General features: G+C 45.1%; 22 protein-coding genes, 2 pseudogenes and 1 riboswitch. Of the genes and pseudogenes, 3 read left to right on the forward strand and 21 right to left on the reverse strand.

Translation table 11 applies throughout. The annotated features are described in order from the left end of the window. Nucleotides 1-13 precede the first annotated feature (13 nt). From addA to B9Y89_RS04160, 9 genes and pseudogenes are all read right to left on the reverse strand, one after another. Nucleotides 14-3,748: a helicase-exonuclease AddAB subunit AddA gene (addA, locus tag B9Y89_RS04120; protein ID WP_085521812.1), complete on the reverse strand. Its 3,735-nt coding sequence runs from the start codon at nucleotides 3,746-3,748 to the stop codon at nucleotides 14-16. After that, the gene (gene addB / locus B9Y89_RS04125; RefSeq protein WP_085521814.1) at nucleotides 3,723-7,226 is read right to left on the reverse strand and encodes a helicase-exonuclease AddAB subunit AddB; all 3,504 of its coding nucleotides are present in this window, start codon (nucleotides 7,224-7,226) and stop codon (nucleotides 3,723-3,725) included. Before addB ends, addA begins: the two co-directional genes overlap by 26 nt. An 873-nt stretch (nucleotides 7,227-8,099) precedes the next feature. Then, nucleotides 8,100-8,930, reverse strand: a complete 831-nt coding sequence (locus tag B9Y89_RS04130; RefSeq protein ID WP_085521816.1) for a sulfurtransferase — start codon at nucleotides 8,928-8,930, stop codon at nucleotides 8,100-8,102. Between the two features lie 28 nt (nucleotides 8,931-8,958). Further along, nucleotides 8,959-9,717, reverse strand: coding sequence for an ABC transporter ATP-binding protein (locus B9Y89_RS04135; RefSeq protein WP_085521818.1), 759 nt, complete (start codon nucleotides 9,715-9,717; stop codon nucleotides 8,959-8,961). Between the two features lie 4 nt (nucleotides 9,718-9,721). Further along, the gene (locus tag B9Y89_RS04140) at nucleotides 9,722-10,717 is read right to left on the reverse strand and encodes an ABC transporter substrate-binding protein (protein ID WP_176222096.1); all 996 of its coding nucleotides are present in this window, start codon (nucleotides 10,715-10,717) and stop codon (nucleotides 9,722-9,724) included. Between the two features lie 21 nt (nucleotides 10,718-10,738). Next, nucleotides 10,739-11,527, reverse strand: coding sequence for an ABC transporter permease (locus B9Y89_RS04145; protein WP_085521820.1), 789 nt, complete (start codon nucleotides 11,525-11,527; stop codon nucleotides 10,739-10,741). Next, nucleotides 11,499-11,789 (reverse strand): thiamine-binding protein, encoded by a 291-nt coding sequence (locus B9Y89_RS04150; protein WP_085521822.1) that lies wholly within the window; start codon nucleotides 11,787-11,789, stop codon nucleotides 11,499-11,501. Before B9Y89_RS04150 ends, B9Y89_RS04145 begins: the two co-directional genes overlap by 29 nt. Nucleotides 11,790-12,259: 470 nt before the next feature. Next, a riboswitch (TPP riboswitch) is annotated at nucleotides 12,260-12,365 on the reverse strand. Nucleotides 12,366-12,482: 117 nt separating this feature from the next. Further along, nucleotides 12,483-12,695, reverse strand: a pseudogene (locus B9Y89_RS04155) (phosphate ABC transporter ATP-binding protein); the annotation flags it as partial. A 54-nt stretch (nucleotides 12,696-12,749) separates the two neighbouring features. Then, entirely contained in the window at nucleotides 12,750-13,184 is a 435-nt protein-coding gene (locus tag B9Y89_RS04160) for a peptidylprolyl isomerase (protein ID WP_085521823.1), read from the reverse strand. A 545-nt stretch (nucleotides 13,185-13,729) separates the two neighbouring features. Between B9Y89_RS04160 and B9Y89_RS04165 the strand changes: the two genes are divergently transcribed. Both B9Y89_RS04165 and B9Y89_RS04170 read left to right on the forward strand, forming a co-directional pair. Continuing rightward, nucleotides 13,730-13,975 carry a ferredoxin gene (locus tag B9Y89_RS04165; RefSeq protein WP_085521825.1) on the forward strand — a complete coding sequence of 82 codons (246 nt, stop codon included), beginning with the start codon at nucleotides 13,730-13,732 and terminating at the stop codon, nucleotides 13,973-13,975. After that, entirely contained in the window at nucleotides 13,968-15,293 is a 1,326-nt protein-coding gene (locus tag B9Y89_RS04170; protein ID WP_085521826.1) for an NAD(P)/FAD-dependent oxidoreductase, read from the forward strand. Before B9Y89_RS04165 ends, B9Y89_RS04170 begins: the two co-directional genes overlap by 8 nt. A 236-nt stretch (nucleotides 15,294-15,529) precedes the next feature. Here B9Y89_RS04170 and B9Y89_RS19285 read toward each other — a convergent pair whose 3' ends face one another. Continuing rightward, the gene (locus tag B9Y89_RS19285) at nucleotides 15,530-15,682 is read right to left on the reverse strand and encodes a hypothetical protein (RefSeq protein ID WP_254901200.1); all 153 of its coding nucleotides are present in this window, start codon (nucleotides 15,680-15,682) and stop codon (nucleotides 15,530-15,532) included. Here B9Y89_RS19285 and B9Y89_RS04175 point away from each other — a divergent pair. Beyond that, entirely contained in the window at nucleotides 15,637-16,617 is a 981-nt protein-coding gene (locus B9Y89_RS04175) for a cytochrome P450 (protein WP_254901194.1), read from the forward strand. The two genes, B9Y89_RS19285 and B9Y89_RS04175, sit on opposite strands and share 46 nt — an antisense overlap. Nucleotides 16,618-17,154: 537 nt before the next feature. Here the strand turns inward: B9Y89_RS04175 and B9Y89_RS04185 are convergent. The 11 genes and pseudogenes from B9Y89_RS04185 to B9Y89_RS04235 form a co-directional block, all read right to left on the reverse strand. After that, nucleotides 17,155-17,379, reverse strand: a complete 225-nt coding sequence (locus B9Y89_RS04185) for a hypothetical protein (RefSeq protein WP_085521832.1) — start codon at nucleotides 17,377-17,379, stop codon at nucleotides 17,155-17,157. A 125-nt stretch (nucleotides 17,380-17,504) separates the two neighbouring features. Then, a complete protein-coding gene (locus B9Y89_RS04190; protein ID WP_085521833.1) occupies nucleotides 17,505-17,957 on the reverse strand; it encodes a hypothetical protein in 453 nt (150 codons plus the stop codon). A 514-nt stretch (nucleotides 17,958-18,471) separates the two neighbouring features. Next, nucleotides 18,472-19,098 (reverse strand): chloramphenicol phosphotransferase CPT family protein, encoded by a 627-nt coding sequence (locus tag B9Y89_RS04200; RefSeq protein WP_085521837.1) that lies wholly within the window; start codon nucleotides 19,096-19,098, stop codon nucleotides 18,472-18,474. A gap of 199 nt (nucleotides 19,099-19,297) precedes the next feature. Then, complete coding sequence (locus B9Y89_RS04205) at nucleotides 19,298-19,477, reverse strand: hypothetical protein (protein WP_085521839.1); 180 nt, start codon at nucleotides 19,475-19,477, stop codon at nucleotides 19,298-19,300. Between the two features lie 79 nt (nucleotides 19,478-19,556). Further along, nucleotides 19,557-19,961, reverse strand: coding sequence for an HIT family protein (locus B9Y89_RS04210; protein ID WP_085521841.1), 405 nt, complete (start codon nucleotides 19,959-19,961; stop codon nucleotides 19,557-19,559). A 251-nt stretch (nucleotides 19,962-20,212) separates the two neighbouring features. After that, the gene (locus tag B9Y89_RS04215) at nucleotides 20,213-20,593 is read right to left on the reverse strand and encodes a P-loop NTPase family protein (protein ID WP_085521843.1); all 381 of its coding nucleotides are present in this window, start codon (nucleotides 20,591-20,593) and stop codon (nucleotides 20,213-20,215) included. 235 nt (nucleotides 20,594-20,828) lie between these two features. Next, the gene (locus tag B9Y89_RS04220; RefSeq protein ID WP_254901179.1) at nucleotides 20,829-21,575 is read right to left on the reverse strand and encodes an SDR family NAD(P)-dependent oxidoreductase; all 747 of its coding nucleotides are present in this window, start codon (nucleotides 21,573-21,575) and stop codon (nucleotides 20,829-20,831) included. Nucleotides 21,576-21,589: 14 nt separating this feature from the next. After that, a pseudogene (locus tag B9Y89_RS18705) lies at nucleotides 21,590-21,784 on the reverse strand (hypothetical protein); the annotation flags it as partial. Nucleotides 21,785-21,914: 130 nt separating this feature from the next. Beyond that, nucleotides 21,915-22,529 (reverse strand): TetR/AcrR family transcriptional regulator, encoded by a 615-nt coding sequence (locus B9Y89_RS04225; RefSeq protein ID WP_085521845.1) that lies wholly within the window; start codon nucleotides 22,527-22,529, stop codon nucleotides 21,915-21,917. A gap of 136 nt (nucleotides 22,530-22,665) precedes the next feature. Beyond that, complete coding sequence (locus B9Y89_RS04230; RefSeq protein ID WP_139822710.1) at nucleotides 22,666-24,183, reverse strand: MFS transporter; 1,518 nt, start codon at nucleotides 24,181-24,183, stop codon at nucleotides 22,666-22,668. A 780-nt stretch (nucleotides 24,184-24,963) separates the two neighbouring features. Beyond that, nucleotides 24,964-25,782, reverse strand: coding sequence for an alpha/beta fold hydrolase (locus tag B9Y89_RS04235; protein ID WP_139822711.1), 819 nt, complete (start codon nucleotides 25,780-25,782; stop codon nucleotides 24,964-24,966). Between the last annotated feature and the right edge of the window lie 39 nt (nucleotides 25,783-25,821).

Genomic DNA, 25,821 nt, shown 5'->3' on the forward strand with positions numbered 1-25,821 from the left:
TTATCCTCCCTTCTTACATTTGAAAATAGTGACCCCCATCAAAGAAATAGAGACCGGCTATTTTTACGGGTTGCTGCCAAATTTGTTCGATGGCCCGGCAGTACATGCGCAGTTGGACACCGTATTTTTGCTTCATAAGTGTTTCGGCTTCTTCAATTGACGAAAACCGTTCCGTAATGGCATCCGTCTTATAATCTAGCAACGTGATCCCGTCTTCTTCAACAATCAGACAATCAATCACTCCTTGAACGAGCACCGGCTCTTCCTGGGGATGCTGCCAAGTCGCATAAGCTTCCGAGGCATTCATCGTCAAACTAAACGGTAACTCGCGTTCAACCCGCTTAGCTTGCAACAATTTTTGACCAATGGGTTGCTGGAAAAAGGCAAACACACGGTCAGTATCAATGGCTTCCGCTTCTTCATCCGTCAATAATTCGCGCTTGACCAATTGTTGAATCTCCCTATTGATCCCTTCTTTACTGGGCTCCTGGGCTAAAGAAATATGCTGCATCAAAGCATGGGTGGCGGTCCCCACCTCAGCCGCTGATACGCGATCCTTCTGTAAAAACCGGGGACGTTCAGCAATTGGATCCCGGAAACGGCGAATAAACTGGTCATCCGAATCGATGCCTGCAGTGATCTCTTGTTGCCGCTTAATTTCAGTCACTGTCTGCTTCGCCATATGGGAGCTGGCATCTTGATGCGCTTCCCGCCATTCTAGCCGCCGGGCGAGTTCATCCTGATAAGCTGACGCCGAGTCAACCGGTTGCCATGCTTGAAGACGTGACAAAATTTCCGATTCATCATCATCCACCGTGTCTTCATTGACGACATCCTTGGCTGCCGATAACTGAACTGACCACGATGATCGAAAGTCAAGCACAGTGCCAAGTGTTGGCTGATCATTCATTAGCTGCCGTAATGCTTCAACATCTGGATGTCTGACGAGCGCTGGACCTAGCCAATCCAAATAACTCTTGGCCATCCGGCGTTCATGTTCAGGCAGAAGCCAATCTTGTTCAGCCAACATCCGCTCCCATGTCTGCACCGTCTTAGCGGCATCTTTCATAGTTGCGGTTAAATACAGTTTTTCTTTCGCACGGGTTAACGCGACATATAGAACCCGCATTTCTTCAGCGAGCATTTCCTGCTGCATTTGATATTTAATCGCTACAAAAGGTAACGTCGGTCGAGTCAAGCGCTGCTCAGGATCAATGTATTTCGTTCCGAATCCCAAATTTTTATGCAAAAGGGCTTTCTGATTCAGATCCATCCGGTTAAACGGTTTGCTCATACCAGCGACAAACACAATCGGATATTCCAATCCTTTACTCTTATGCACCGTCATCACACGTACGACATCTTCCTGCTCGCTTAATGCACGCGCCTCACCCATGTCACTGCCCCGGTCTTTTAGACGTTCCACAAAGCGTAAAAACCGGAACAAACCGCGGAACGATGTCGCCTCATATTGTCGTGCTCTGTCATACAAAGCTTTTAAGTTCGCTTGACGTTGATTGCCACCCATTAATCCTCCGACATAATCGAAATACCCCGTTTCACGATAAATTTGCCAAATCAAATCAGCGAGTGCCCCGCTGCGGGCCCGATCACGCCATTCTCTCAATCGGGTGAGAAACATGGATAATGTTTCAGCCAAATGATCATGATGATTGTCAGCATATTGTCGAACCGCCGTATAATAAGGTGTGTCCTTCGAGGCCACCCGGATCCGGGCCATTTCATTGCCTGTCAAACCGACCATGGGCGAGCGCAGAACAGCAGACAACGGGATATCCTGATAAGGGTTATCGATGGTCTGCAAGAGTGACAACATGACGGACACTTCAATCGCTTCAAAATAACCCCCAGAGAGTTCAGCATGTGCCGGGATGCCCTTTTGCGTTAAAATATCAGTGATCACCGGGGCCCAGTTCCGAGCCGCCCGTAATAAAATCGTCATATCACTGTACTGCGCCGGCCGCATCCTGTCGATGGTTTTATCATAAACTTCAAGCGGCTCCTCACCCGTTTTGCCAATTAAACGCTGGATCTCACCTGCAATACGATGCGCTTCTAATTCTGCCGTCTGGTAATCTTCCATTTGTTGATCGTCATCCTCAGCAGCTTCACCCCGGTCGATCAAGAGCAACTCACCAGGACGTGCCCCCTGTGGATAGTTCGCTCCCATTTTCAGTTCGGCATCCGAATCATAGTCAATTTCTCCAACCGCCTCATCCATCACTTGTTTGAATACATCATTGGTCGCGTCAATCACTTCAGTGCGGCTGCGAAAATTCCTGGATAAGTCGATCCGTTCTCCCGACGTTTGTTCGTCTTTAAACTGTTTGTACTTCGTCATAAATAGCGTCGGCTCAGCTAAGCGGAAACGGTAAATACTCTGTTTAACATCGCCAACCATGAACATATTCCCGCCGCCTTCATGTTCATCATGAGACACCAATTGTAAAATCGTTTCTTGAACCATATTCGTATCCTGATATTCATCAACAAGAACTTCCGAAAATTGAGCACGATACTGCCGGGCAATGTCTGATGGGTGCTCAAACCCCGGTTCAGCCTGCTCTCCGCGCAAAATCCGTAGACAATAATGCTCAAGATCATTAAAGTCAACGACCGCCTTCTTTTTTTTCGCCGCTTCATACTTCGCTTTAAAATCTTTCACAAGCTCAACCAATAGGTTGATAAACGGCTGCATCGTGTTGAGATCATCCAATTGCTCGTCAGGTGAACGGGTGAACATTTCTTCCTTTAGTTTGTTAACTTCCTTCTTATATTGATCGCGCATCGCTTTAACTTGATCAATCAAATGCCCATCATATTCCTCACCTTTACAAGCTTTTAACCGTCCGAATGAAACTGCGGAAAATTGCTCATACATGTCCTGCCAATGTTGCTCGCAGCTATCTCTTAATTGTCTTATCAGCAGCTTGTCATCACTAAGGTTGGCTAGATAAGGCGTTGGACCGCCTGGTTGATCGGCGATCATCTCAGCTTGATCAATCATGGCGATCATGCCGTCAAGTTTCCGGCGAATGTCGTTTTTTAGCGGCGGAATCCAAGGCAAATCCTCCGGCGTTGTCGTCTCATCGATTTGATAAGCGCCTGCAAGCTCATCTAACCAACGATCAGGCCAAGGATGACTCATAGAAAAATTGAAGAGACGAGTGATGTGCGCCTGCATCTCCGCATCACTACGGTCATTCGTATACCGGTCCACTAATTCGTAAAAAAGAGCTTGCTTTTCCCCGCCATAGTAGGTTTCAAGCAACTCCTCCATGACTTCCTCACGAATGAGTTCCACTTCTGTCTCATCAGCAATGCGAAACGCCGGATCGAGATCAAGCTGGTGATAGTACTTACGTACAACAGAAAGGCAGAACGAGTGCGACGTCATAATCGATGCTTTATTCAATAACGTTAATTGCCGGCGCAAATGAAGTGAACCGGGGTTTAGTGCCAACGCTTGATCCAATGCCTGACCAATCCGCGTCTTCATTTCTGCGGCGGCAGCATTTGTAAATGTCACAATCAGCAGCCGGTCCACATCCTCAGGTGCGTCTTCCCGGGCAATTTTATTAATGATCCGTTCAACAAGGACGGCTGTTTTTCCCGAGCCTGCCGCGGCAGCCACGAGCATATTTTGTCCGTCTTCACTAATGGCCCGCCACTGTTCATCGGTCCATATGCTCTCCGCCGGTTTATTGATTTTGGTCACCGTCGTCATCCTCCTTTCTGATTTGTTCCAGAATGTCCTTGTCTTTGGTTTGCTTGAGTGCGCGATACTCATTTTCCGGCTGCGACTCGTCAAATTGACACACCGATTTGAAAGCACAGTACTCGCAAGGCTTCTTGTTCTTAAGTTTATAAGGTGAAATGTCAATATCACCGTCCGTGATATTCGTCCCGATATCTGCCATCGTTTCCCGGACGTAATCCCGCAAGGAGGCCATATCATCAGGACTGGCAACGGAAGACGAACTGTAGAATCCGCCATTTTTCTTCAAACCGACCGGGACGATGTCGGAATTTCCGGACTCAAGCGTTTGATCCATGCCTTTAACAACGTCCTCATCTTCCAGTACAAGACCTTTCATTTTAAATTGCTTAAGCAATTCACGCTCAACAGATTGAGCCGCCCCTTCAGGATCATTCAGCATCGGATTATGGACATGAAAATATAAAACCGCACCAGGATCCGCTTCCTCACCCAGCCATTCCTTCGCATAGGTGATCACAACGTCCAGATAGGCGAGCATTTGCAGCGCCAATCCATAATAGACTTCCGATAGATTCAAGTCCGTGGCGCTTGATTTATAATCAATGATCCTGAGCATCATGCCTTGGTCACTATAACCCCGATCCACGCGGTCAATCCGTCCAATAATCTCCATTTGACAACCATTAGGCAGTTCAAACGTTAGCGGCGGCAAAGGTTGATCAGGACCAAACGGTAATTCCAAACCGACGGGAGAAAAACCACTTGCTTTAGCTTGCTGCCGCATCGTTTTCGCCGCGCGAATAATGACCTGCGACAATTTATGCTGCAAATATTCATGGCGCGCTGAGCTCAATAGAATTTGTTTTTGCAGCTTTGGCGAGAGTTGCTCGACTTGCCTGTGGGCCAAAGCTTCACATTCATCATCATTAAGCTCTGACCACTGACGATTGTGCTTCATTAATTCTTCCGTCATTAATTTTAACGCAGAGTGGAACAATTGTCCGATATCCGGCGCATCCAAACGATAAGTATCCCGTTCTTTCAACTTTAGCCCGTAAGAAGCAAATTGGGCAAACGGACAGGATTTATACAGTTCCATCCGTGACACGCTCGCCTTGATATGACTACTGTATAACGCTTGGGCAACATCGGGCTCAAGCGGCTGTTCACGGTTATAATAAAATAGACTGCTTAACACTTGCTTCGTGTTGTCCGCCCACCAGTCATTTGTTACCAACCAGTTATAGGCATCCCACCAAATATTTGAGATCGGATAACCGCGCCGCCAGCGGCGAATTTGCGCTGCGGTATGACTGAGCGCCTTCATCGGCCGGCTAGCAAAATCAAGCTGGGTCATCACATTATGTTCATGGGCATCACCAGTGATTAAAAGAGGCGTGATGTCCGGAAACAGTCGCTTAATCCGGTTAATAACTGTTGATGGCATTAGTGCGTCACCATTTTCCGTTGCTAACGGATAGGAAATCACGAGACGCTCGCTCGGTGCCGCGAATGCTTTGTAGATCATATACTCTTCTTGTAGCAGTTGATCCCGGCTCGTCTCTTCGATATTAAATTCATAAGTCTCCAGCACCGCACGATCATCATCATTTAAGATGTGATCTTCCGTGGGTGTCATCGGCAACAAGCCTTCATTGGCGCCGACAATAAATACGGCCTTGGCGCCGGACATACGCGTTCGATCCATGCTACCGACCAACACTTGATCAAGCGCCGGGGGCACAAGCGCAAACGTTAACGAATCAAGCCCGGTATCTAAAACATTGATGAACACCTCCAACGACAAAGCATCATCCGAACCCGTTTCAACCAGCTGATCCAAGCAATCAAGCACCGTCCGCCAAACTTGATCATGTTCCCGTGCTTCATCCAATCGGCCCGCTTCCTCCGCGCGGTTTCGTAAGCTTTCAATTTTCTCCGGAATATTCATCGTTTCTAAAAATTGATAGAGTACCGTACATTTATCGATCACTGTCTTCGCCTTAGACAAGTCTTTTTCCAATTGCATCAGCGGCCGGCGAACTATTTCGCGCCATTGGTTGAGCTTATATTGATGTTGTTTCTCCTCTTTCGATTGCGGGATGTCCTCCTCCCTGAGCCCACGGTATTCCCGGTAGATCCATGGTTCCGAGCTCCGCCACTGGGAACCGTGGACGCCGAAGCCGATCACGTAGTTTTCTAACTGATCCATTTTCTCTCGTTCTACAGACCAATCAGCATCGGTTGAAAATAACAAATCGGTCTTCACACAACGAAAAACTGCTTCATACCGCCAATTTTGCTGAATGACATCCAAAGCCGAGCGGATAAATTCAATCAGCGGATGGTGGTGCATCGGCCGCTTTTGGTCAAGAAACACCGGAATCTCGTAATCTTGGAAGATGGAATCAACTAGATCATAATAGAGAGTTAAATCACGGGTTAAAACCGTGATATCACGATAGCAGTAACTCTCCTCGCGAACGAGTTTTAAAATCTCCCGTGCCGTTTGCTCAACTTCCTCACGGCGGTTAACCGTCTCCGTCATCCGAATCGCAGGCCCAGCTGCTGCTTCAGGCGCCGGTCGTTTTTCATAGTTTTGTTCAAGGTGGGCTAACGCCTGCTGGCGGAATCGCCGTGGATCGGTAAACATTTCAGGTTCTCGGGCGGTCACACCGGAGGCCACTGCCAATTGTTGCAGTTGCTGATAAGTTTGAACCGGCTTTTGGAACAGGGACATTTCCCCAGCACCTGAATGAAGCCCGTGTGTATCCATTGTCAAGGTAACCGCAACATCGGAGGCGGTTTCGAGTAAGGCTTGGACGACTTCTTGTTCCTGTGGAATCAACTGATCAAACCCGTCCATCCATACGTCAACGTCTTTGAGCCACTGGGATTTTGGCAGTTGCCTAGCTAGTAAATTTAAGTAGTCTTCCGAATCAACATATTTATCTAGCAACGCCTGCTCGAAGTCTGTATAAATCAGTTGTAAGTCATGCAGTTTATCCTTCGTCAGCACTTCATCTTGCCGCTCCATTGTTTCTAATTGTTTATATTGCTGGAAAACATCGTCCGCTGATAAACAATACCGTTTAAACTCAGCAATCGATTGGCGCAGGATATCGTAAAAACCTTTCTGTTCACCAGCACGCTGAAAAATGCGCAGCTCGTCACTTCGTTTTTCGACGAGTCGCCTTAGCAGCATCGATAGGCCTACCTGTGACAGGTGCTGACGCGTCGCTCCACCAGTTTCCTGCAGCACTCTAAGGGCAAGCCGGGAAAAGCTCAATACGTGGAGGCGCGTTGTGCCACCGAGACCTGCCGCTGTCGCAATATCATATTCTGTGGCAAACGTCATTTGATCGGGCACAATCAGAATCAGCGGCTTACCCTGCGGCCGCTGTTTCAGTTCCGCAATGATCTCCTTATGTACCTGTTGTGTTTTCCCTGTGCCCGACCGTCCAATCAACAGACGTAATGCCATAACCGATCACTCCAAATCTAATAATCCAATGTTTATTATCTCATGATTCACCTTAATTGAATAGCCGAAGGGGTCAGTTACTTGATGCAAATGGCGTTAAAATTAACCAGATGAAATACATGCTCTCAATGGGACAAGTACGGGACACCCATAGGACAGCGTGTCCTCTATGGGACAAGTATGTTCCAAGATCCGTGCTTTGCGGGACAGAATCTTTTCAATACGGGACTCTTTTATTTCAGTACGGGACACCCATGGGACAGCGCAACCTCTATGGGACAAGTACATTCCAAGATCCTTGACTTTCGGGACAGAATCTTTTCAATACGGGACTCTTTTATTTCAGTACGGGACACCCATGGGACAGCGCAACCTCTATGGGACAAGTACGTTCCAAGATCCTTGACTTTCGGGACAGAATCTTTTCAATACGGGACTCTTTTATTTCAGTACGGGACACCCATGGGACAGCGCAACCTCTATGGGACAAGTACGTTCCAAGATCCTTGACTTTCGGGACAGAATCTTTTCAATACGGGACTCTTTTATTTCAGTACGAGACACCCATGGGACAGCGCAACCTCTATGGGACAAGTACGTTCCAAGATCCTTGACTTTCGGGACAGAATCTTTTCAATACGGGACTCTTTTATTTCAGTACGGGACACCCATGGGACAGCGCGACCTCTATGGGACAAGTACGTTCCAAGATCCTTGACTTTCGGGACAGAATCTTTTCAATACGGGACTCTTTTATTTCAGTACGGGACACCCATGGGACAGCGCGTCCTCTATGGGACAAGCGCAACCTCTATGGGACAGCGCGTCCTCAAGTGAAAAGGCTGCCCTAAACAGAGCAGCCTTTGACACTTTCTATGATTCACCTGTTTCAATGGGGTTATTGTCATAACTGATCCAATCGCTCCAACTGCCCGGATACAGTTTGACGTTTTGAATGCCGGCTTCCTGCATCGCCAAAATATTTGGGCAGGCGCTCACACCGGATCCACAATAGACAATGACTTCTTCATCATGTAAGTTAGAAAATCGCCGCTCTAATTCATCGCGAGACTTCCACCGGCCACCTTCCAAATTTTGTTTCCAAAACCGGTTTTGCGCACCTGGGATGTGACCCGCTTTGCCGTCCATAGGTTCACTCTCACCGTTAAATCGTTCCGGGGCACGAGCATCGACCACAATCCGTTCCGACGAACCAAGCGACGCACGAACATCATCAACATCGACAACCCAATTTGCTTGCACCACCGGTTCGAACGACACGGGACCATATTCCGGAATCACATCTGTGACAGGCAAACCGCGTGCCTTCCACATAGAAAAATTGCCATCCATCACATAAACACGCTCGTGACCTAGGTATGACAAGAGCCACCAGAAACGTGACGCGACCATGCCATCTTGTTCATCATAAGCGACGACAGTGGTGTGACGGCCGATACCATAACGCCCTAGTATCTCAGCCAACTGCGACACATCTGGTAAGGGATGCCGCCCGCCGTGATGACTAGCGGGGGCTGACAAATCCTGATCCAGATCAAAATAAAGACTGCCAGGAATGTGTTCAGCTGCATACTGCCGCCGTCCTTCATCACCATCCGATAAATTAAAACGACAATCCGCTAAAACAAGATCATCATTTGCCAAATGTTCATTGACCCAATCCATATTCACGATGCTACTCATCAACATCCCCCCTCAACTCATACTTTCGTCATTCAATGCTCAAATCCTCGTTTTTGGGAAGTAAATATTGAAATAGCTGCTCCCTAAGCTCAACAAAATGGTCATCACTCATGACCTGACGCTGTCTCGGCCTCGTCAGATCGACAGTCACGGCCTTCTCTATGGTTCCTGGCCGCTCACTTAGAACGAACACCCGGTCTGACAAGTACAGCGCTTCATCAATATCATGCGTCACAAATAACACCGTTTTCTGATGACGACGCCAAATGTTTAATAGCCATTCATGCATTTTCGCACGGGTGATCGCGTCCAAACTTCCAAAAGGTTCATCAAGCAGCAGAATATCACGATCGAACATATACGTTCTTAACAAATTGACGCGTTGCCGCATACCGCCGGAAATTTGTGGTGGTCGGTGATCACCGAAACCCTCCAACCCAAATTCAGGAAGCTTCTCCTTAACCCGCCGGCGTGCCTCCTTTTTATTCGCACCCAGAATTTCTTGAGGCAGCACCGCATTATCAATCACGGATCGCCATGGCATCAGTGTATCTTCTTGCGGCATGTAAGCGAAAGGATGGCGATCGCTTTCCACCGGGACCTGGTTATAGTGAATATCACCCGCGTCTGCTGACAAGATACCCGTCAATAGATTGAAGATTGTACTTTTGCCGCTTCCGCTTGGCCCGATAATGCTGACAAATTCGCCTTCCTCCACCTGAAAACTGATATCAGACAGAACAGGAAGGCCAGCGAAGGACTTGTTAAGGTGCTCAACCTCTAGCATGGCATTAATCCACTCCCGGTAAAAATTCGTTCGTAAACGCTTTGTCTATATCAACATCTTTTTTAATAAGATTATACTTTTTCATAAAATCGGTATAACGCGTCCAGACTTCTTCATCTTGCAGACCCCATTTTTTGGCGTCGGCTTGGTAGTGGTCACTTAACCACTTTTGACTGGCATGAACTAACTTTTTATTTAATTCCGGCGCGTACTCCAGCAAGATATCCGCAGCCTCATCAGGATGTTGAATCGCGTATTGATACCCTTTACTTGTCGCGGCCATGAATTTTTCCGTCAAATCTTTTTGTTCATTCACATGGTGCTCATTGGTTGTGATCACTGGTGTATAATAGTCCAGCGCAGGATGTAAATCTTTCAACCAAATTAAGTTCAAATCCGTTCCCTTTAACTTCGCTTGCACACCATCCCAACCATAATAAATCCATTCAAAATCGGCGAGTTTGCCGATCGATTTGAAGAAATTCGTTTTACCTAGCGTTGCGAATTTAACCTTGGAAGGATCAGCATTGTGACGTTTCATGACAGCTTTAATTGTAGCCTTCTCGCTCGGAGCCCCCCAACCGCCGTAAGTCTGACCTTCAAAATCTTTGACTTCAGTAATGCCTGCCTGTTTCTTAGAAGCGAAGGCTGACGTGTTATGTTGAATCACAGCTCCTATAGACACGAGCGGGATATCTTGGGCCCGGGCTTGTGTCACGCCTTCTTGGGCGCCAATACCAAAGTCAGCTTCACCCGAAGCGACCAACTGATCGGTTGAACTCCCTTGACCAGGCTGCTTAATGTTGACCTTTAGCCCTTCGTCTTTATAAAATCCTTTTTTCTTAGCGACATAGAGTCCTGTGTGATTGGTGTTCGGTGACCAGTCCAACATCATTGAAACTTTTTGCCGCTTTTGTTCACTGTCAGCACCATCACCTTGATCAGAACACGATGCAAGCACCCCTAAACTGGCGATAACCAATAATAGTTTTCGAATCATAATGAATGGAACCCCTCTAACTTAAGACTTATACTGCCAATGCATGACGAACCGTGCGAGACACTCAACAATCATATAAATCAGCAAGCTCAAACCGATGATCACAACAATCGTCGCAAAGACCCGGCCATACAAATAAGATTGCGTTGATAAACTCAGTAATATGCCTAATCCGCGACTGCCGCCGAATAATTCACCGATGACCGCCGACATCACGCTATATGTCGCGGCCATGCGTAAGCCCGTAAACAATGATGGCAACGCCGCCGGCCACTTAACGAAGCGGAAAATTTGCCATTTCGTCGCATTCATCGCCCGCATGAACGTAATGTATTCGCGCTCAACAGACTGCAAGCCGCCAGCCAGACTCACTGTAATCGGAAAAAAACACACGAGCGCAACAATGAGAATGCGTGGCAACGGTCCTAGGCCAAACAGCAATAAAAAAATGGGAGCCAACGCAAAATAAGGAATCGTTTGTGAAATCACGAGCAACGGATAAATCGCCCGGCGCAATACACTGGAAAAATCAATCGCCACAGCGACAATGATGCCAGCTATAACCGCTATAACGAGCCCGAACACCGTTTCATACAATGTCACCGTGGTATGTTTCATAAGTAAATCCCAGCTGTTAACTAAGGCGGACAGGACATCAGACGGCGGTGGCAAAATATAATCTTCCGTCAACATAAACCGAGCAGTCAGTTCCCAGATCCCAATCAATAACACAATCAGTAATAAGGGCGGATAGACTTGGTGCCACCAAGAAACGCGCGTTTTATGCCCGGTATTGATGGGTTTTTTCATCCATAGTAACTCCCTCTGGACGGTAATGAATTTTGATATTCGTGATCACTTCCGATGCCCCGGCATCCAACACTTTTTGCTGCGCTTGTTTCGCAATCTCGATCAATTCGTCTAACTCACCCTCCATCACGGTTTCCATCGGGCCGACTTCATATTTCACACCAGATGCTTGAATGACCGCAATCGCTTGATCGACAATATTATAGACATCATCTGTATTGACTTTAGGTATCACTTGCAGGGCTAAATTCGCTTGACCCATTATGTCATCTCCTTAATAAAGTTCTAGATTAAATTAAAGGCTTTTTCGCTGATTGGTACGGCAGGCGACGACTCCTGCGGGAATAGCATGAGTCTTGAGACCCCGCAGCGCAATCAAGGATGATCAGCGCATGTAAGGAGGTTCAGCTTAAATAAAGAGGTTCAGCTAAAAACGTCACGTCCTGTGACATCGCTGAACTGACCCGCGTCCTGCGGGCCTACGTCCTGTGACATCGCTGACCCTACCCACATCAATCCACCCCAAAAAGCCAAAAATCGCTTTTCAGGGACCCCGGGTGTGGGCATGAGGCTCAAGCCATGCCCGCGGAAAGCACCCGCCTAGCGTGAAAATCAACAGGCTAAGCACACTTACAAATGCTTGGATTTTCTGCTTTCGTTTTAATTATGAAATTGATTCAAACAGCAAAATAAAAAAATGCCGCCCGATCAAAGGCAGCACGTTATCCATCCGTTAAACACTTCGGATTGCGTTCCTTCGCTGGCATTACCCAGATCAGGTTCACGGGTCGATGCAACAACATCCTCTCAGCCAAAATTGGCTCCCCGATTCACTCATGTAATTGTTAATTTTAATGTAACAATAGTCGTTCGAATTGTAAACTCATATGTTCATATATAAAAGCTGGAGGGCCGTCGAGGTTCGGAACACTTAATCTTAGGATGTTCCTCAGCGCCGTTTACTCAAGATGCCTTTACTAGAGCCCCCTGATAGACTATAGGCATTCGCATTAAGCCGGTCTTTCACTTCATCCCAAATCGCTGCGCCGCGCAAACTCTTTTCCACGACTTGATCCAAGATCTTTTTATCCTTAATACCATGGATCTTAGGTCCGTAAGCCATATTATCATAGATCGATTTTGGAAAAGGATTCGGATGTTGGAACAAGGATTGAAATCTAAAAAATCCCGGCGCCATCACTGACGCCAGGATCAAAATCTATTATTCGTCCCAAACTTTAACTTCTTTCATCGTATCGCCGTTCTCCATTTTCAAAACCGTATCCATGCCTTCGAGTACTTGTCCAAATACTGTATGTACACCGTCTAAATGCGGCTGCGGATCATGCGCAATGAAAAATTGGCAGCTTCCGGTATCTTTTCCGGCGTGAGCCATAGACAGCGCGCCTTGGTGGTGTTTACGCGGATTGCCTTCCGTTTCACACTTAATCGTATAACCAGCATTGCCCGTTCCGTTACCTTTTGGACAACCTCCTTGAGAAACAAAACCTGGGATGACGCGATGAAACGTTAACCCATTGTAAAAATCGTCATTAGCCAATTTCTCAAAGTTTTCAACCGTTTTTGGTGCATCGTCCGGATAAAACTCAATCAATATATTGTCACCATTTTCCATGGTGATTTGTCCTTTTTTCATTTTCGGAAGTCCTCCTTGATTGATGGTTCATGCAGCGCCTTTTATTTTACTATAGAATCTGATCGGGGGCAAAAAGAAAGGGAGTAAAGGATGTTTTATAGCTTGACCTTCTTCTTGGTGTTTACAGTAACATTCAGAGGGGTGATAGCCTAGCTGCTATGGCTTCTAGTATGATGGTTTTCCTTGAAACGGAGAGACGTGTTCTACCATCCAAGCAAAGAACCATTAAGGTTTCAGCGAAAATCTAATGCATAGAGGCTATACATAGAAGGGAAAAGAATAGCACAAGATGTAGAGGGAACTTTAGGCGTGATAAGTTTCGGTCAAAAGTAGCTCATCAAAGGTACTTTGGGGCAAACATTCTAGCTCATCATATTTTATGCGGACCAGAACGACATGAGTACAGCCCATGAACATTATTCTTTCTAAACGAAGACATATGAGGATATCTTAACCGTCAACATGTAGACATACTGGCTTAGTAGTAGCAGTTCAGATTTACCCTATGGCTCTTCCATTACCAGGATCGAAAGGAGCGTATAAAGATGCGTGTTGTTGTTGATTTGAATAGCTGCCAAGGCTACGCTCAATGCTGCTTTTTGGCTCCTGAGACATTCAAGCTTGCAGGCGAAGAAGCGCTTATGTATCATCCGGGCCCTAACAATGAGCACAGCGAAAAAGTGTTGCGTGCCGCAGCGTCCTGCCCTGTTCAGGCTATCTTCGTAGAAGAGACAAACCATCAGAATGACGAACAAAAAGAGAATAAGGAAGTGGGAAAACATCATGACTAGCACATCTAACGTTCAAAATTCCGTAAACGGTCGTATCGTCATTGTAGGAGCCTCGCTGGCAGGATTACGAGCCGCTGAAGCGGTGCGGAAAGAGGGATTTACAGGACAATTGACCGTCATTGGCGATGAGCCACATGAACCGTACGACCGACCACCACTCTCCAAACAAGTGTTGGAGGGTTGGGTTCCTGCTGATCGTACCGCATTACCTCGCCAACGTCATCTTCTTGATGATGTTGAGTGGCAGCTTGGTGTCTCTGCTACCGGATTAGACATGGTAAACAAACGGGTACAGCTTGCCGATGGGAATACCGTTGAATTTGAACGGTTGCTAATAGCGACTGGTGTACGTGCTCGACCATGGCCTAAAGAAGAAGAACGAAATCTAGATGGTGTGTTTGTTCTACGAACCCGTGATGATGCTGAACGACTTCATAAGCGTTTGAGCACTAAGCCTCGTCGTGTGCTTGTGGTCGGCGGTGGATTTATGGGCTGTGAGATCGCTTCAGTTTGCCGTGAGCTTAATCTCTCTGTCACTGTTGCGGAACGGAGTGACACGCCGTTGGTCAGTGCACTTGGTGCGGAGATTGGTGAAGTGGCAGCCCAAATGCAGCGCGATTATGGTGTCGATTTGCGATGTCATACGACGGTCCTTGGGCTAGAAGGGGACTCTGATGGACAATTGCAACGTGCTCATTTGTCCGATGGAAGTACGTTGGATGTTGACGTCGCTGTCATCGCTATGGGATCTATTCGAAATACAGAGTGGCTTGAGCATTCTGGGTTGGCCGCCGGACAATTGGGGGTAACATGTGACGCAAGCTGTCGCGTCTTCGATAGTCATGGCGTTGTCTCTAACGACGTTTTTGTTGCAGGTGATGTATCACGTTTTCCTCATCCACTTTATGACCATCAGCTGATCACGCTTGAGCACTGGGGACATGCTGTGGAGCAGGCTGAGGTTGCGGCTCACAATATGGTATGTACTGGTGCCGAGCAGCGTCCATATAAGGAGGTTCCCTCTTTCTGGTCAATGCAGTTTGGCGTCAATGTCAAATCGGTCGGTCTGCCAACTTTTGCAGATGAAGTTGTCGTCATGCAAGGTTCAACTGAGAGAAGACGATTCGTGGCTGTTTATGGCCACCAAGGGCGCACAGTAGCCGCCGTAAGCTTTGATCAAGGGCGGTGGTTACCATATTACGAGACTCACGTTGCCGCAGCCGCACCATTTCCACCGGCTGCCCCCTCGTATGATATATCTAAGCCCTTGCAATCTGTTCCAACTCGTTTTCCTAAGTCGACAAGTTCACGATCTTGATCGTAGCGTTACAGGGTCTGAACAAATCTGTACTGGGGTGGCTTTGTGAGTAACGCGCCACCCTATATCGCTAAATATATATACTTGGGAGGAAAACCCTATGAAAGAAGAGAGTCTATTTCAACAGGTAAATAACTATGCCAACCGCGCCAATCCGTATCCTCTTTACAAAGAATTACTCAAGACGCCTATCGTACAAGAGGCGGATGGCAGCTATGTGATTAGCAGCCATCGCCTCATAGGCAAATTGTTGTATGATCCAAGGCTAAGTTCAGATCCTCGCAGTCGCCTTTCGGATCAGGAGAAAGCAGCAACGTCCACAGAGGGGGAACCATCATTTCTGATGTTGGATCCACCTGAACATGATCGGAAGCGTCGCTTGGTGACACGTCAGTTCGGTCCTCCTCACACCCCGCAGATGATTGACGACATGAAAAGCGAACTGACGCATATCGTGAATGACCTAATTGATCGAATGCAGGACCGTTCCCGCATTGATATCGTCGATGACTTCGCCTACCCTTTTCCAGTGACGGTCATTTGCCGATTGCTTGGTGTTCCCGAGGAGGACGAACCAAGGTTCCATGTTTGGGCGGACGCAATTGTTGCAAGTTTAGATCCCCTTCCACAGGACGATGACGAACAACCGACAATGGATGAGACTCAAGCTCGCAGGGAGATCGAGCAGTATATGGGGGAACTAATACAGAGTCGTCGTGACCAGCCAGGAGATGATATGCTCTCCCGACTTATCAGTGACGAGAGTGGTGATGGGCATTTGTCCCCTACGGAACTTACATCCACCTCGATATTACTCCTGATAGCCGGTCATGAGACCACGGTGAACTTGATGGCCAATGGCTGGTTGACATTGTCACGGAACCCAGGGGTGTTGGAACGTTTGCGAAACGAACCAGGACTGGTTGTTCCGCTTGTTGAAGAACTCTTACGCTTCGAACCACCTGTGCAATTTTTGGCAAACCGTACCGCTCTCGCTGACATTTCGCTTGACGATGTCACAATTCCAAAAGGTTCCATTGTTAATTTATTGCTCGCTGCTGGAAATCGCGATCCTGAACAGTTTGCTGATCCTGACCAATTCATTCCAGATCGTACGGATAATCGGCATTTTGGATTTGGCAACGGAATTCACTACTGCTTTGGAGCTCCGCTGGCTCGTCTGGAGGTACAGATTGCGTTGGATGCCTTAGCCCGCCGTTTGGTAAACCCTCAACTGGTTCTCGATCCACCACCGTATCGACAGAACGCGCTCTTGCGGGGCCCGCGACATCTCCATGTAGATATTGACGGTATACAGGCATAACATTTCGGACGGTGTTATCATGAATCAGCACCAAATATTAGAATTCTAATATTCAGGAGATGTACAGGCTACGCAGGAATCTCAGCGCTCTTTTCTTCATGATTCAACGCTACTCTTGAACCCGGTTACCGCAAGTGTAAGGCGTTTTCATCAGACCTTGCACGGCTTCCCTGCTTGAGGAGGAAGTTGGCCGACTTCCTTCAGACACGCAGTCATCTACAGCTACTACTGCCTTCACTGTTCGGGACTTTCATCCTATAGCCTGTACCCATGCCAGGCACATCAAAAAATCCCGGCGGCATAACTACGTCGGGATTTTTTGATTGAGGCAAATACAACCTATGCATGGACATTCTGTTCATGAACTTTATTCGACAATGTCCCATGATCCGATTTTCATCTATTAACGTCTGTTTTTCCTTATCATTCGATCCGCAACCCGCCAATAAGAAGAGTACCATAACAAAACAAACCGATGTTCATAATTCTCCCATAATTCCCCTTCCTTTGACTTAGTTAGGAATAATTAGCCTTATTCTATGATGCGACATTTGCACCAAACCATAAGAAAAAACCAATCACCGCAATATTGATAAGGGTTATAGGCAAGGCTATCATAGCTATATTTTTCTTCTCTGTTTGATTAGAAAAAGCCAAGATTGCAAGTATAACGGAGGCTACGGTACCTACAAAAATAAAAATCACTACGACAGATCCAACTTGCTCTGTTATTGCTACGGCAATTGGATCTAAAAGAATCATAGAAAGCGTAACCAGGATACTTAAAATTAAAAAGGTATAACTTCTCCAAGAAAATTTTCTATTGATGACAATTACTCCTTTTAGTTTCTATTAAAATACTAATCCCAGTTAAACAGACGATTTAGCTATTTATATTTAGACAGATATTCGGCTACCTCTTCTGGTACTTTGAAACTAAATGTATTGTTTTTTATATTGAAATCAATATAGGGGGTATCTTTATATGTTGTCATGCCCGCAATTTTATTTAACTCGTTTTTACCTTTGCCTGATTCGCCCAATTTAACAGTATTCTCTTGATACATTTTATATTTTTCCCCCTTAATAGCCTTTGAGGGAACATCTTTCATTTTCCACTTATCAAGTTTAAGAGCTTTAACAAATTTTTTTATCTCTTGGTCATTTGTCATTGTTGTAATTGGTTCAGATCCTTTCGGTGATAAAACTTCAATTTTTTGTGCCTTATCTAAACTGGCGGTCCAGTTCTTATCATCTGACTTATTATCGCCTACCTTACAGCTAACCAAAAGAAATGAAATACTTGTCACAAACAAAAATAGCATAAAGATTTTCTTCATAGACACGTCCTCAATTAATACTTTTGAAACTTTAGCCATTTATTCCAAGCCGCGCTTATATCTTATAAACATTATTCCGGAAAAAACCAGAGTGTAAGTAATAGAAGAAATGAAAAACTCAGATAAATTTCCAGATAATAAGACATAATCCATTACAAAAAACATGACATTCACCAAAACTAAAACAATGACCGTCCATTTTAATAAGCCGATGTTTTGCCTCTTAGCCCAACGCCCTAGCACCAAAGCTAGTAAACCTAAAAATACCACAAAAAACAAACCAAACAAGGATACAATTAGACTCTTTTGCTCCACGACATAACATGTATAAAAGAGGATTACTGATAAAACAGTAAAGACTTAACTACCAACCAACATCCTGATTTTCATAAAAATGTCTCCTTGTCGAACGATGGATCATAACTGCCGGTGATGGTTTGCTCAAGATTCTTAACCAACATATTCTCGTGTTCTTTTATGCCATGCTCCGGAGATACATACTGTTGACCAAACCTTAACCAGATCCCATGTCCTCAATTAACTGAAATGCTGTCGGGGTTGGACCGTTTTCGAGTCGTTGGCGAATAACATTTGCACACGCTTCAGCGTTAAGGACTGACGTATCGACTTCCAAGTCATAGATACCCGGCACATGAACGGACTTCTGCCATCGTTTGACTGGCGTTGGAACCGAACCGTCTTCGGAGTAACCAGTATTCCATGTATCCATCCGCCGTTTCATGATTACCTCAATTGGACAATGAACGCCCACGAACATAACTGGAAGTTCCTTCAGAATTCGTGCACACTTAGGTAAAATCCCCCGAGGTACCGAATACTCGTCATGGTGCCCAACATCCACAACGACGTTTATCCCTAAACGACTGTGTGCAGCAATTGACTCATACATCGTTTGATACATAACCATAACTAAAGGTTCAAGGTCAGGACGCTCACCTCCAGGCCGTAGCCCAATCCCAGGCTGATAACGTTCGGGAATCAGTTTCATATAATGGTCAACTCCTAAATTCAGCCACACACCTTCAAACGTATTCTGGATGACAGTGGCAATGCTGGATTTCCCAGATCGAGGAGTGCCGTTGAGAATCACAATTTGTCCGAATTTATTTAACGATAACATAAAGCATGCTCCTTCAATGCATCCTTCAACATTTATTGAACTTTACTGTCCACCCATTCTATTAGTCACAAAAGGCATTAGTTCTCCTCCCTATTTATACTCTGCTTATTCCATACCAGGACTCGATTTATAATCAATGGATCGTAGTTTTTTTGTTTTAAATGTTGAGCTATGCCTCGCGAATGTTCTTTAAAATTTATTACTTCAACTTTTTCGAGATCAAAGTTAGTAATATACCAACGACAAGTGTCGAAGACGGAATAAGAATAAATAACCCACCAGCTACGAGTGAAGCTATCAGATAGCATAGACTTGCGACTACTATAAACCAGCCAATGACAAAGGCAAAACCTGAAACGATATCAGCAAAAATTTTCATCAACCTATCTCCTCAATATCGTCCAATACTAGACAAACGCGTCCCGTTTGTTTAAGGGTAAAAAAATTACCTGGGTCAACTAACAACTTCTTTGATTTTCTTTACTTTTAAACATATATCGAATCCCTTTACCCGCCAATAGTTCATCTTGATATCTCGGTAATACATGGAAGTGATCATGGAAAATATGTTGTCCGCCAACTTCACCACAATTCCAACCAAGATTATACCCTTTAGGTTTGTAGTTATGATCTAAAAACTTCTTAACCTCTTGAAGAAGTTCATGAGTTGCATGCCATTCCTCAATTGTTAAGTCAAATACAGTTTCTCTATGTTGCTTTGGGACAATGAGCCCTGCACCTTCAAGTAATCCACCATTATTTTGGGCTTGTTCTAATTGAAAAAATAAACAATGGTCATTACTCAAAACGACTTTTTGCTTAGGTTCTAATTCCGGGTTGCAAAAAACACAATCTTTTACCATAAAATCTCCTTTGACCTTTGTAATCAAATGTTATTTACTGAATTTTCATAATTATATTTAAACAATACCATCATTCAATTCAGCAAAGGGCTTGATTGACAAGTAGGTGGATGGCGCCCTTTTTAAGTCAGAGACATATATCTCAATATGGTGAAGCAATCCCTTTGACAAGCAATCGCCCTCCTTTTTCTCAAGAAAAATGAACTGCTGTAAACAATCTATTTTGTTCAACTCCTGGGCTCATTTGTGGATCAATCCTGAATGTATTTGAAAAGATCCTCGTTATTTTTTAATTGGTATGTCTTATGTTGGTGTTTTTCTAACAAAGCCATTGCATTTCTCAAGTTTCCATTATCATATTGATGATTCCACTTGATTAGCTTTATAACCGAATTAAGGGTATCTTTTTTTAAAGAGGGTTTAGATCCTAATCTTCTTAAGAAAAATCTCTTAATTATTCTCCAATCACGTAAGTAGACACTAGGCTTTAGGATAAATATGTAATCTGCTAGTGAGAAGCTATCGTCTAACCAACTATAATATACGCCCTCAATAACCCAGCTTTCATTTTGAATTATTTGCTTTAACTGCTTATCACGTTTGTCAGGTGGGTTTCTAATGCCATATTCCATTGACTCGTTATCCCAGAAAACTTCGTCCAAGTCAAAGTGTTTTAACTTATACAAGTCCATTCCAGAAAATAAAATTATGATAATACTGCAAATTAGTGTGAACAAGTTTTCATGAGTAATTAAAATGATAGAACCCATAAATAAATGGAATATAAGCCATTTACTGCGATTTTTATTGAGCGACCACAGTTTTTCAATGTTAGCTTCGAGCAGGCAAGCGATATGAACCCCTTGTTCAAGGGAGACTCAACTTAGTCATCCTGCCGCCGTCCACAGTATATACCTGTCCTGTGATAAACCCAGCCTCATCGGCTGCGAGAAATGTCACGAGCGCTGCCACTTCTTCGGGTGAACCTGTGCGGCCCACAGGATGGATGCGTGCGATGTCTCGTCGGAAAGCCTCTGCATCAGGCGTGCTTTCGATCATATCAAGGTTTAACTCAGTGTCGATCCAGCCGGGTGCCACCGCATTACAACGGATGCCTTCATGGCCATGGTCCACAGCCACCGAACGGGTCAGCCCATGAAGCCCGGCCTTGGACGCGCAGTAGGCCGCATGCCAGGTGTTGGCAGCAAGCCCCTCCGTCGAGCCGGTATTAACGATACTGCCTTTCGTCTGGCGCAGGTAAGGCAGCGCTGCGCGAATCAGCAGGAAGGGAGCTGTCAGATTCACGCTGAGATTGCGCTGCCAATCCTCAACGCTCATTTCTTCAATCGCAGCTTCCTGCATCATGCCCGCGTTGTTGATCACTACATCGAGCCTGCCTGTCCGAGCGATGACTTCTTTAACGATCCGCTCCGGTGAATGCGGATCGGAGAAATCTGCCTTAATCCAGTCAAATTCCTCATCATCGCCGCGCTGTGCGGTGATAACAGTCGCTCCTTCGTCGCGCAGCCGGCGGGCGATGGCCCGACCAATCCCCGAACGCCCACCTGTCACCAGCGCCACCTTGTTTTCAAAACGCTTCATTTGTTTTGTCATTATAATATACCTCCTTATTCAACAATTTGGCCTTTTTGTGGAACAAACTTAATTGTAATTGCTGAAGTTCCCCATTGCTTTTCTCTTTCAGAAGAATAAATTTTATATGTTCTCTCCACCATCTCTTTAATTGAGCCACCGACATCATCTAAATCTTTTGAAGAGACATCTTCATACATATCTTTAAAAGTGTTATATTCCCTTAAGTTTGTTACTTCTACACCAAGTCAAATTTTCCTTGTTCAATTAAATAGCCCTTTAAATATAGAAAGAGTGCAATATCGTTCTTCAACGGAATGTATCGAGATTAAGACCCTCGACTACTCTTATCATTCTTGTTTATGATTTCGGTTGTTCTAGCAAAAAATTAATCTGAACCATAATCTTGGACAATATCTGTTCCTCTGAGACACGATCATCAAACAGGTACATCATGATTTGGGTGACGAGAACGCTGTACATTAGATCGACTGATGTATCGACTGGATATGAATCAGGTAGGCGGCCGACCCCTTTTTCCCGCTTTAGCATGTCCGCCACTAAGGCGATGAACTGTTTGTCGATATCAAGCATCCTGTTTAAAACATCCCCGCTTTCTGTCTCATTGGATATAACGGCAAATAACTCCCTATAGAATGAACGTGGAAACTGATGAAATACACCCATGGACAGTGAAATGATGCGATGGAGTTTTTCCGAGAGGCTTAATAAATCATTCCGCTGGATCTCTTCTATCTGGTGCGACAAATCAGGCAAATCATTGCGTAGTATCTCTTGAAGCAATTTTGATTTAGATTTGTAATAATTGTACAAGGTGCCAACGCCAACTTCACAGTCGAATGCGATATCGCTCATGGCCGTATTCATGAAGCCTTGAGACATAAACAGGCGTTTGGCCGATCGCAGAATCGCTTCCCGTGTTTTTGCTTTTTTTCTCTCCCTAAGACCACTCATGAGTTGCTCTATCTCCTTTCTGTATTTAGGTCCCTATAAAGTAAGCGGATGTTAGTAAAAATTGGACCAGGTCATAGCTATACTTCTCTGTCGCTATTATCATTCCAACTTAAAGCTATAACTAAGTTTCGGCTGATTAACTGGATGACTTGTCATTTATCTCATCCATGGAAGTCGTTTTGTTTCGATTCGAGATGAAGAACAAAGCTATAATTGCTCCCAGAAGGGCCACCGTTACGCAGCTAAGGAGCGCGGTGTTCACCGCGTCAGCGAATGCCATCTGAATAAGTTGTTGCACTTCGGTGGCGCCGCTAATTTCTGCTGCTGGCTGTCCACTTATTCCCTCATCAAAGAGAGAGGAGGATATCCTGTTTGTAATCCTCGTAGGTAGGTCGTTGCTAGCCATAACTTCTTTCATGTTGGACACGAGCTGGCTTTGCCACACGGCTGAAACCACTGAAACGCCCAACCCGACCCCGAGGAGGAATATCGTATAGGAAACGCGCCAAGCAGCATCAGACTGCTCAGGTAGAATGTCCCTGTCCCGGGCACTAACAGTCGGGTCTTCCTGGGCAACGAATCCAGCTCCAGCAATCGCCAGTGGGGCGAGGAAGAATGCCCACCCAGACTCCGGCGATACATGTGCCAGCCAGAAGGTTCCTCCTGCCACCAGCAAGAATCCGGGTACAATCAGCCATCGTCCGTCGACCCGCTTTGAAAGGGGTTCGGTGATGGGGGTGATCAATATCCCACCGATCATGACTGACATCAATAACAGGCCAGTGACCAGCGCCGAGTGCCCGAGTTGGACCTGTACAAAATGAGAAATCGCGAAATAAATGCCCATACTGGCGAACTCACTGGCCCATCGCAGGACGTTACCCACACCAAAGCGTCTATCTTTGAATAGCCTTAGATCTACTAGGCGCTCCTGAACTCGAAGCTCATTCATGACAAACAAGACTAATAGGGCGACTGATCCGACAAACGAGCCCAGGATAAGTAGTGAATGCCACCCAAATCGCGTGCCCTCTATAATGGCAAAAAATAATAAGAAAAGGCCAGATCCACTAAATATCAGGCCGGGTATATCAATCCTTTTCGGAACTTGAACAGGGCTCGATTTAGGAATCACTCGTAGCCCTACCAAGCCAACCACCACTCCTACTAGTACGTTCAGCCAAAAAATGTATTCCCAGGACAAACCGGTTGTTATGGCCCCACTCAGCGGCGTACCCAACAACGCTCCTAGAACGAAGGCAATACCCTGCACTTTAAAAGCGAAACTCTGTTTCTCGCCTGGGATGTTGGCCTTTATCAGAGCAAAAACAGCTGCCTCCACCATGGCCGCTCCAATCCCTAATACTACCCGGGCACCGATCAAGAACGCCATGGATGAAGTAAGTGCGCATGCGATCGAAGCTACCGTAAAAATCATGACGCCGGATAGGAACAACCGTCGCTTGCCATAGTAGTTGACCAGTGTGGCGCAGGGTAGTAAAAAGACGGCAAAAGCTAGGATGAAGGCTGCTATCACCCATGTGGCTTCGTCAAGTGTGCCAGCCAAGTCTTCCATAATTGTTGGTAGTGGGATGAACATCGAGGCAAAATCCAATACCACTACGAACGAACTCATCGTCAAAATCACCAACATCGCCCATTGCTCTTTCCTTAGGCGAGTCGTATCACCACTGATGTTTCCGTTAGATTCTCTCAATTTCTTGGTTCCTTTCTCCGCTAATGGTATAAAATAAAGCAAGTCATTTTTTTAGGTAAACTGACTCCCAAGAGAAAATAAAAAAATGAATACAATTCATATTTGAATATTATTCATATTATGAATGTACAGTTCATCCCTGTCAACATTGATGAAAGGAAGTGACAAGAAAAACCACTCTTTTCTAGAGTTGTTCTGCGCTTATTTCATATGCCAATTTTAGTCTCGCTAGTTCTTATAGTGATAGGTAAGCTTTTGACGTTCTCGCCAGCTTTCCTCCGACTTCACACCGTACAGGCAAGCTTTTCTGCATACGACGTTAGGGGGAGATTAATCGATCTATGAAAAAAAGATAAAGACTATGGCACTTTTAGTATATTTATAATAGGAATTATATGGGGAGTTACTTCCTTGGTTATGTCATGATTGTTGGGAGTGGATGAGCAATTGTAGGAACATTAACAATAATATCTTCAAACAGTTCCATAGTGAGCCTTGTCACTTTACTTATGGGGGTTTTAAAAAAAGGAAATAGAAACAATCGAAAAATATGTTATATCTTATTGGACTAACCGGGTGCTTTATCTTTAAAGGTATAAGCAATGGCGTGCAACAATTGGTGGGCAATACCTACATGCGATACTGACGCTATTCCTTATAAGAGAAAAGCACCCGTTTGCCGCATAGTCTCAGTCATAAAAGCAATCAACGTTACGTTTAAGTATCAAGAAATTTTAGTATATATGACACAAGTTCGGTAGGTTGATCTTCCTGTACCAGGTGTCCCGCATTTGGTATTGAAACAAATTCTGATGTATTCATTTTATTGTGCAATTTATTTCCTCTTTCAATTGGAATCCAACTGTCTTGTTCACCCCAAATTATGAGTACAGGCTTTTTGATCTCATTGTAGAAAGATTCGATTTCATCGGTGTAACTTTCGTCGGCCTGTGCAATTTGACGATAAAATGCATCTTGACCTGTTGTACCTAGCCAAGGGTTAATGATTCCATTCAATGTTTCTTTATCCATTGATTTATATTTTGCCCCTTGGACATAAGTTGAGACCATTGATTCATGGATGTATTCCGGGATTCCCTGAAAAGCCTTTTCGTATTTGTTAACATGCGTGAAAAAAGAAGATCCCCAAGGCGCAATAGCGACCGGGTCAATAAGTATTATTTTTTCAAATTCCCGTTTCTCCAAAAGATGCGTTCTTAAAACAGTGGTTCCCCCAAAATCATGTCCAACCACAATAGGGTTTTTCAGTTCCCAATAATCAAGAAGCTCTGAGAAAATCTTGTTTTGGACTCCAAGTGAAACATCCTCATCTGGCTTTTCAGACTGTCCATAACCCAATAGATCATAAAAATATACAGTAAACCATTGACTTAGTGCAGGAATTATATTGCGCCAGTTAAATGATGACCATGGAGTTCCATGTATAAGGACAATAGGTGGACCCTCTCCCTTGATATCATAGCTGATCTGTCCGAACGATGATGAAAAGCTTTTTGTTAGTTTAAATTGATCCATACTAATTTTCCTCCAATTATATTTAATTTACAGTTTATT

Origin of the sequence: Tuberibacillus sp. Marseille-P3662 (genome assembly GCF_900178005.1) — a bacterium.
Taxonomy (GTDB): Bacteria; Bacillota; Bacilli; order Bacillales; family Sporolactobacillaceae; genus Marseille-P3662.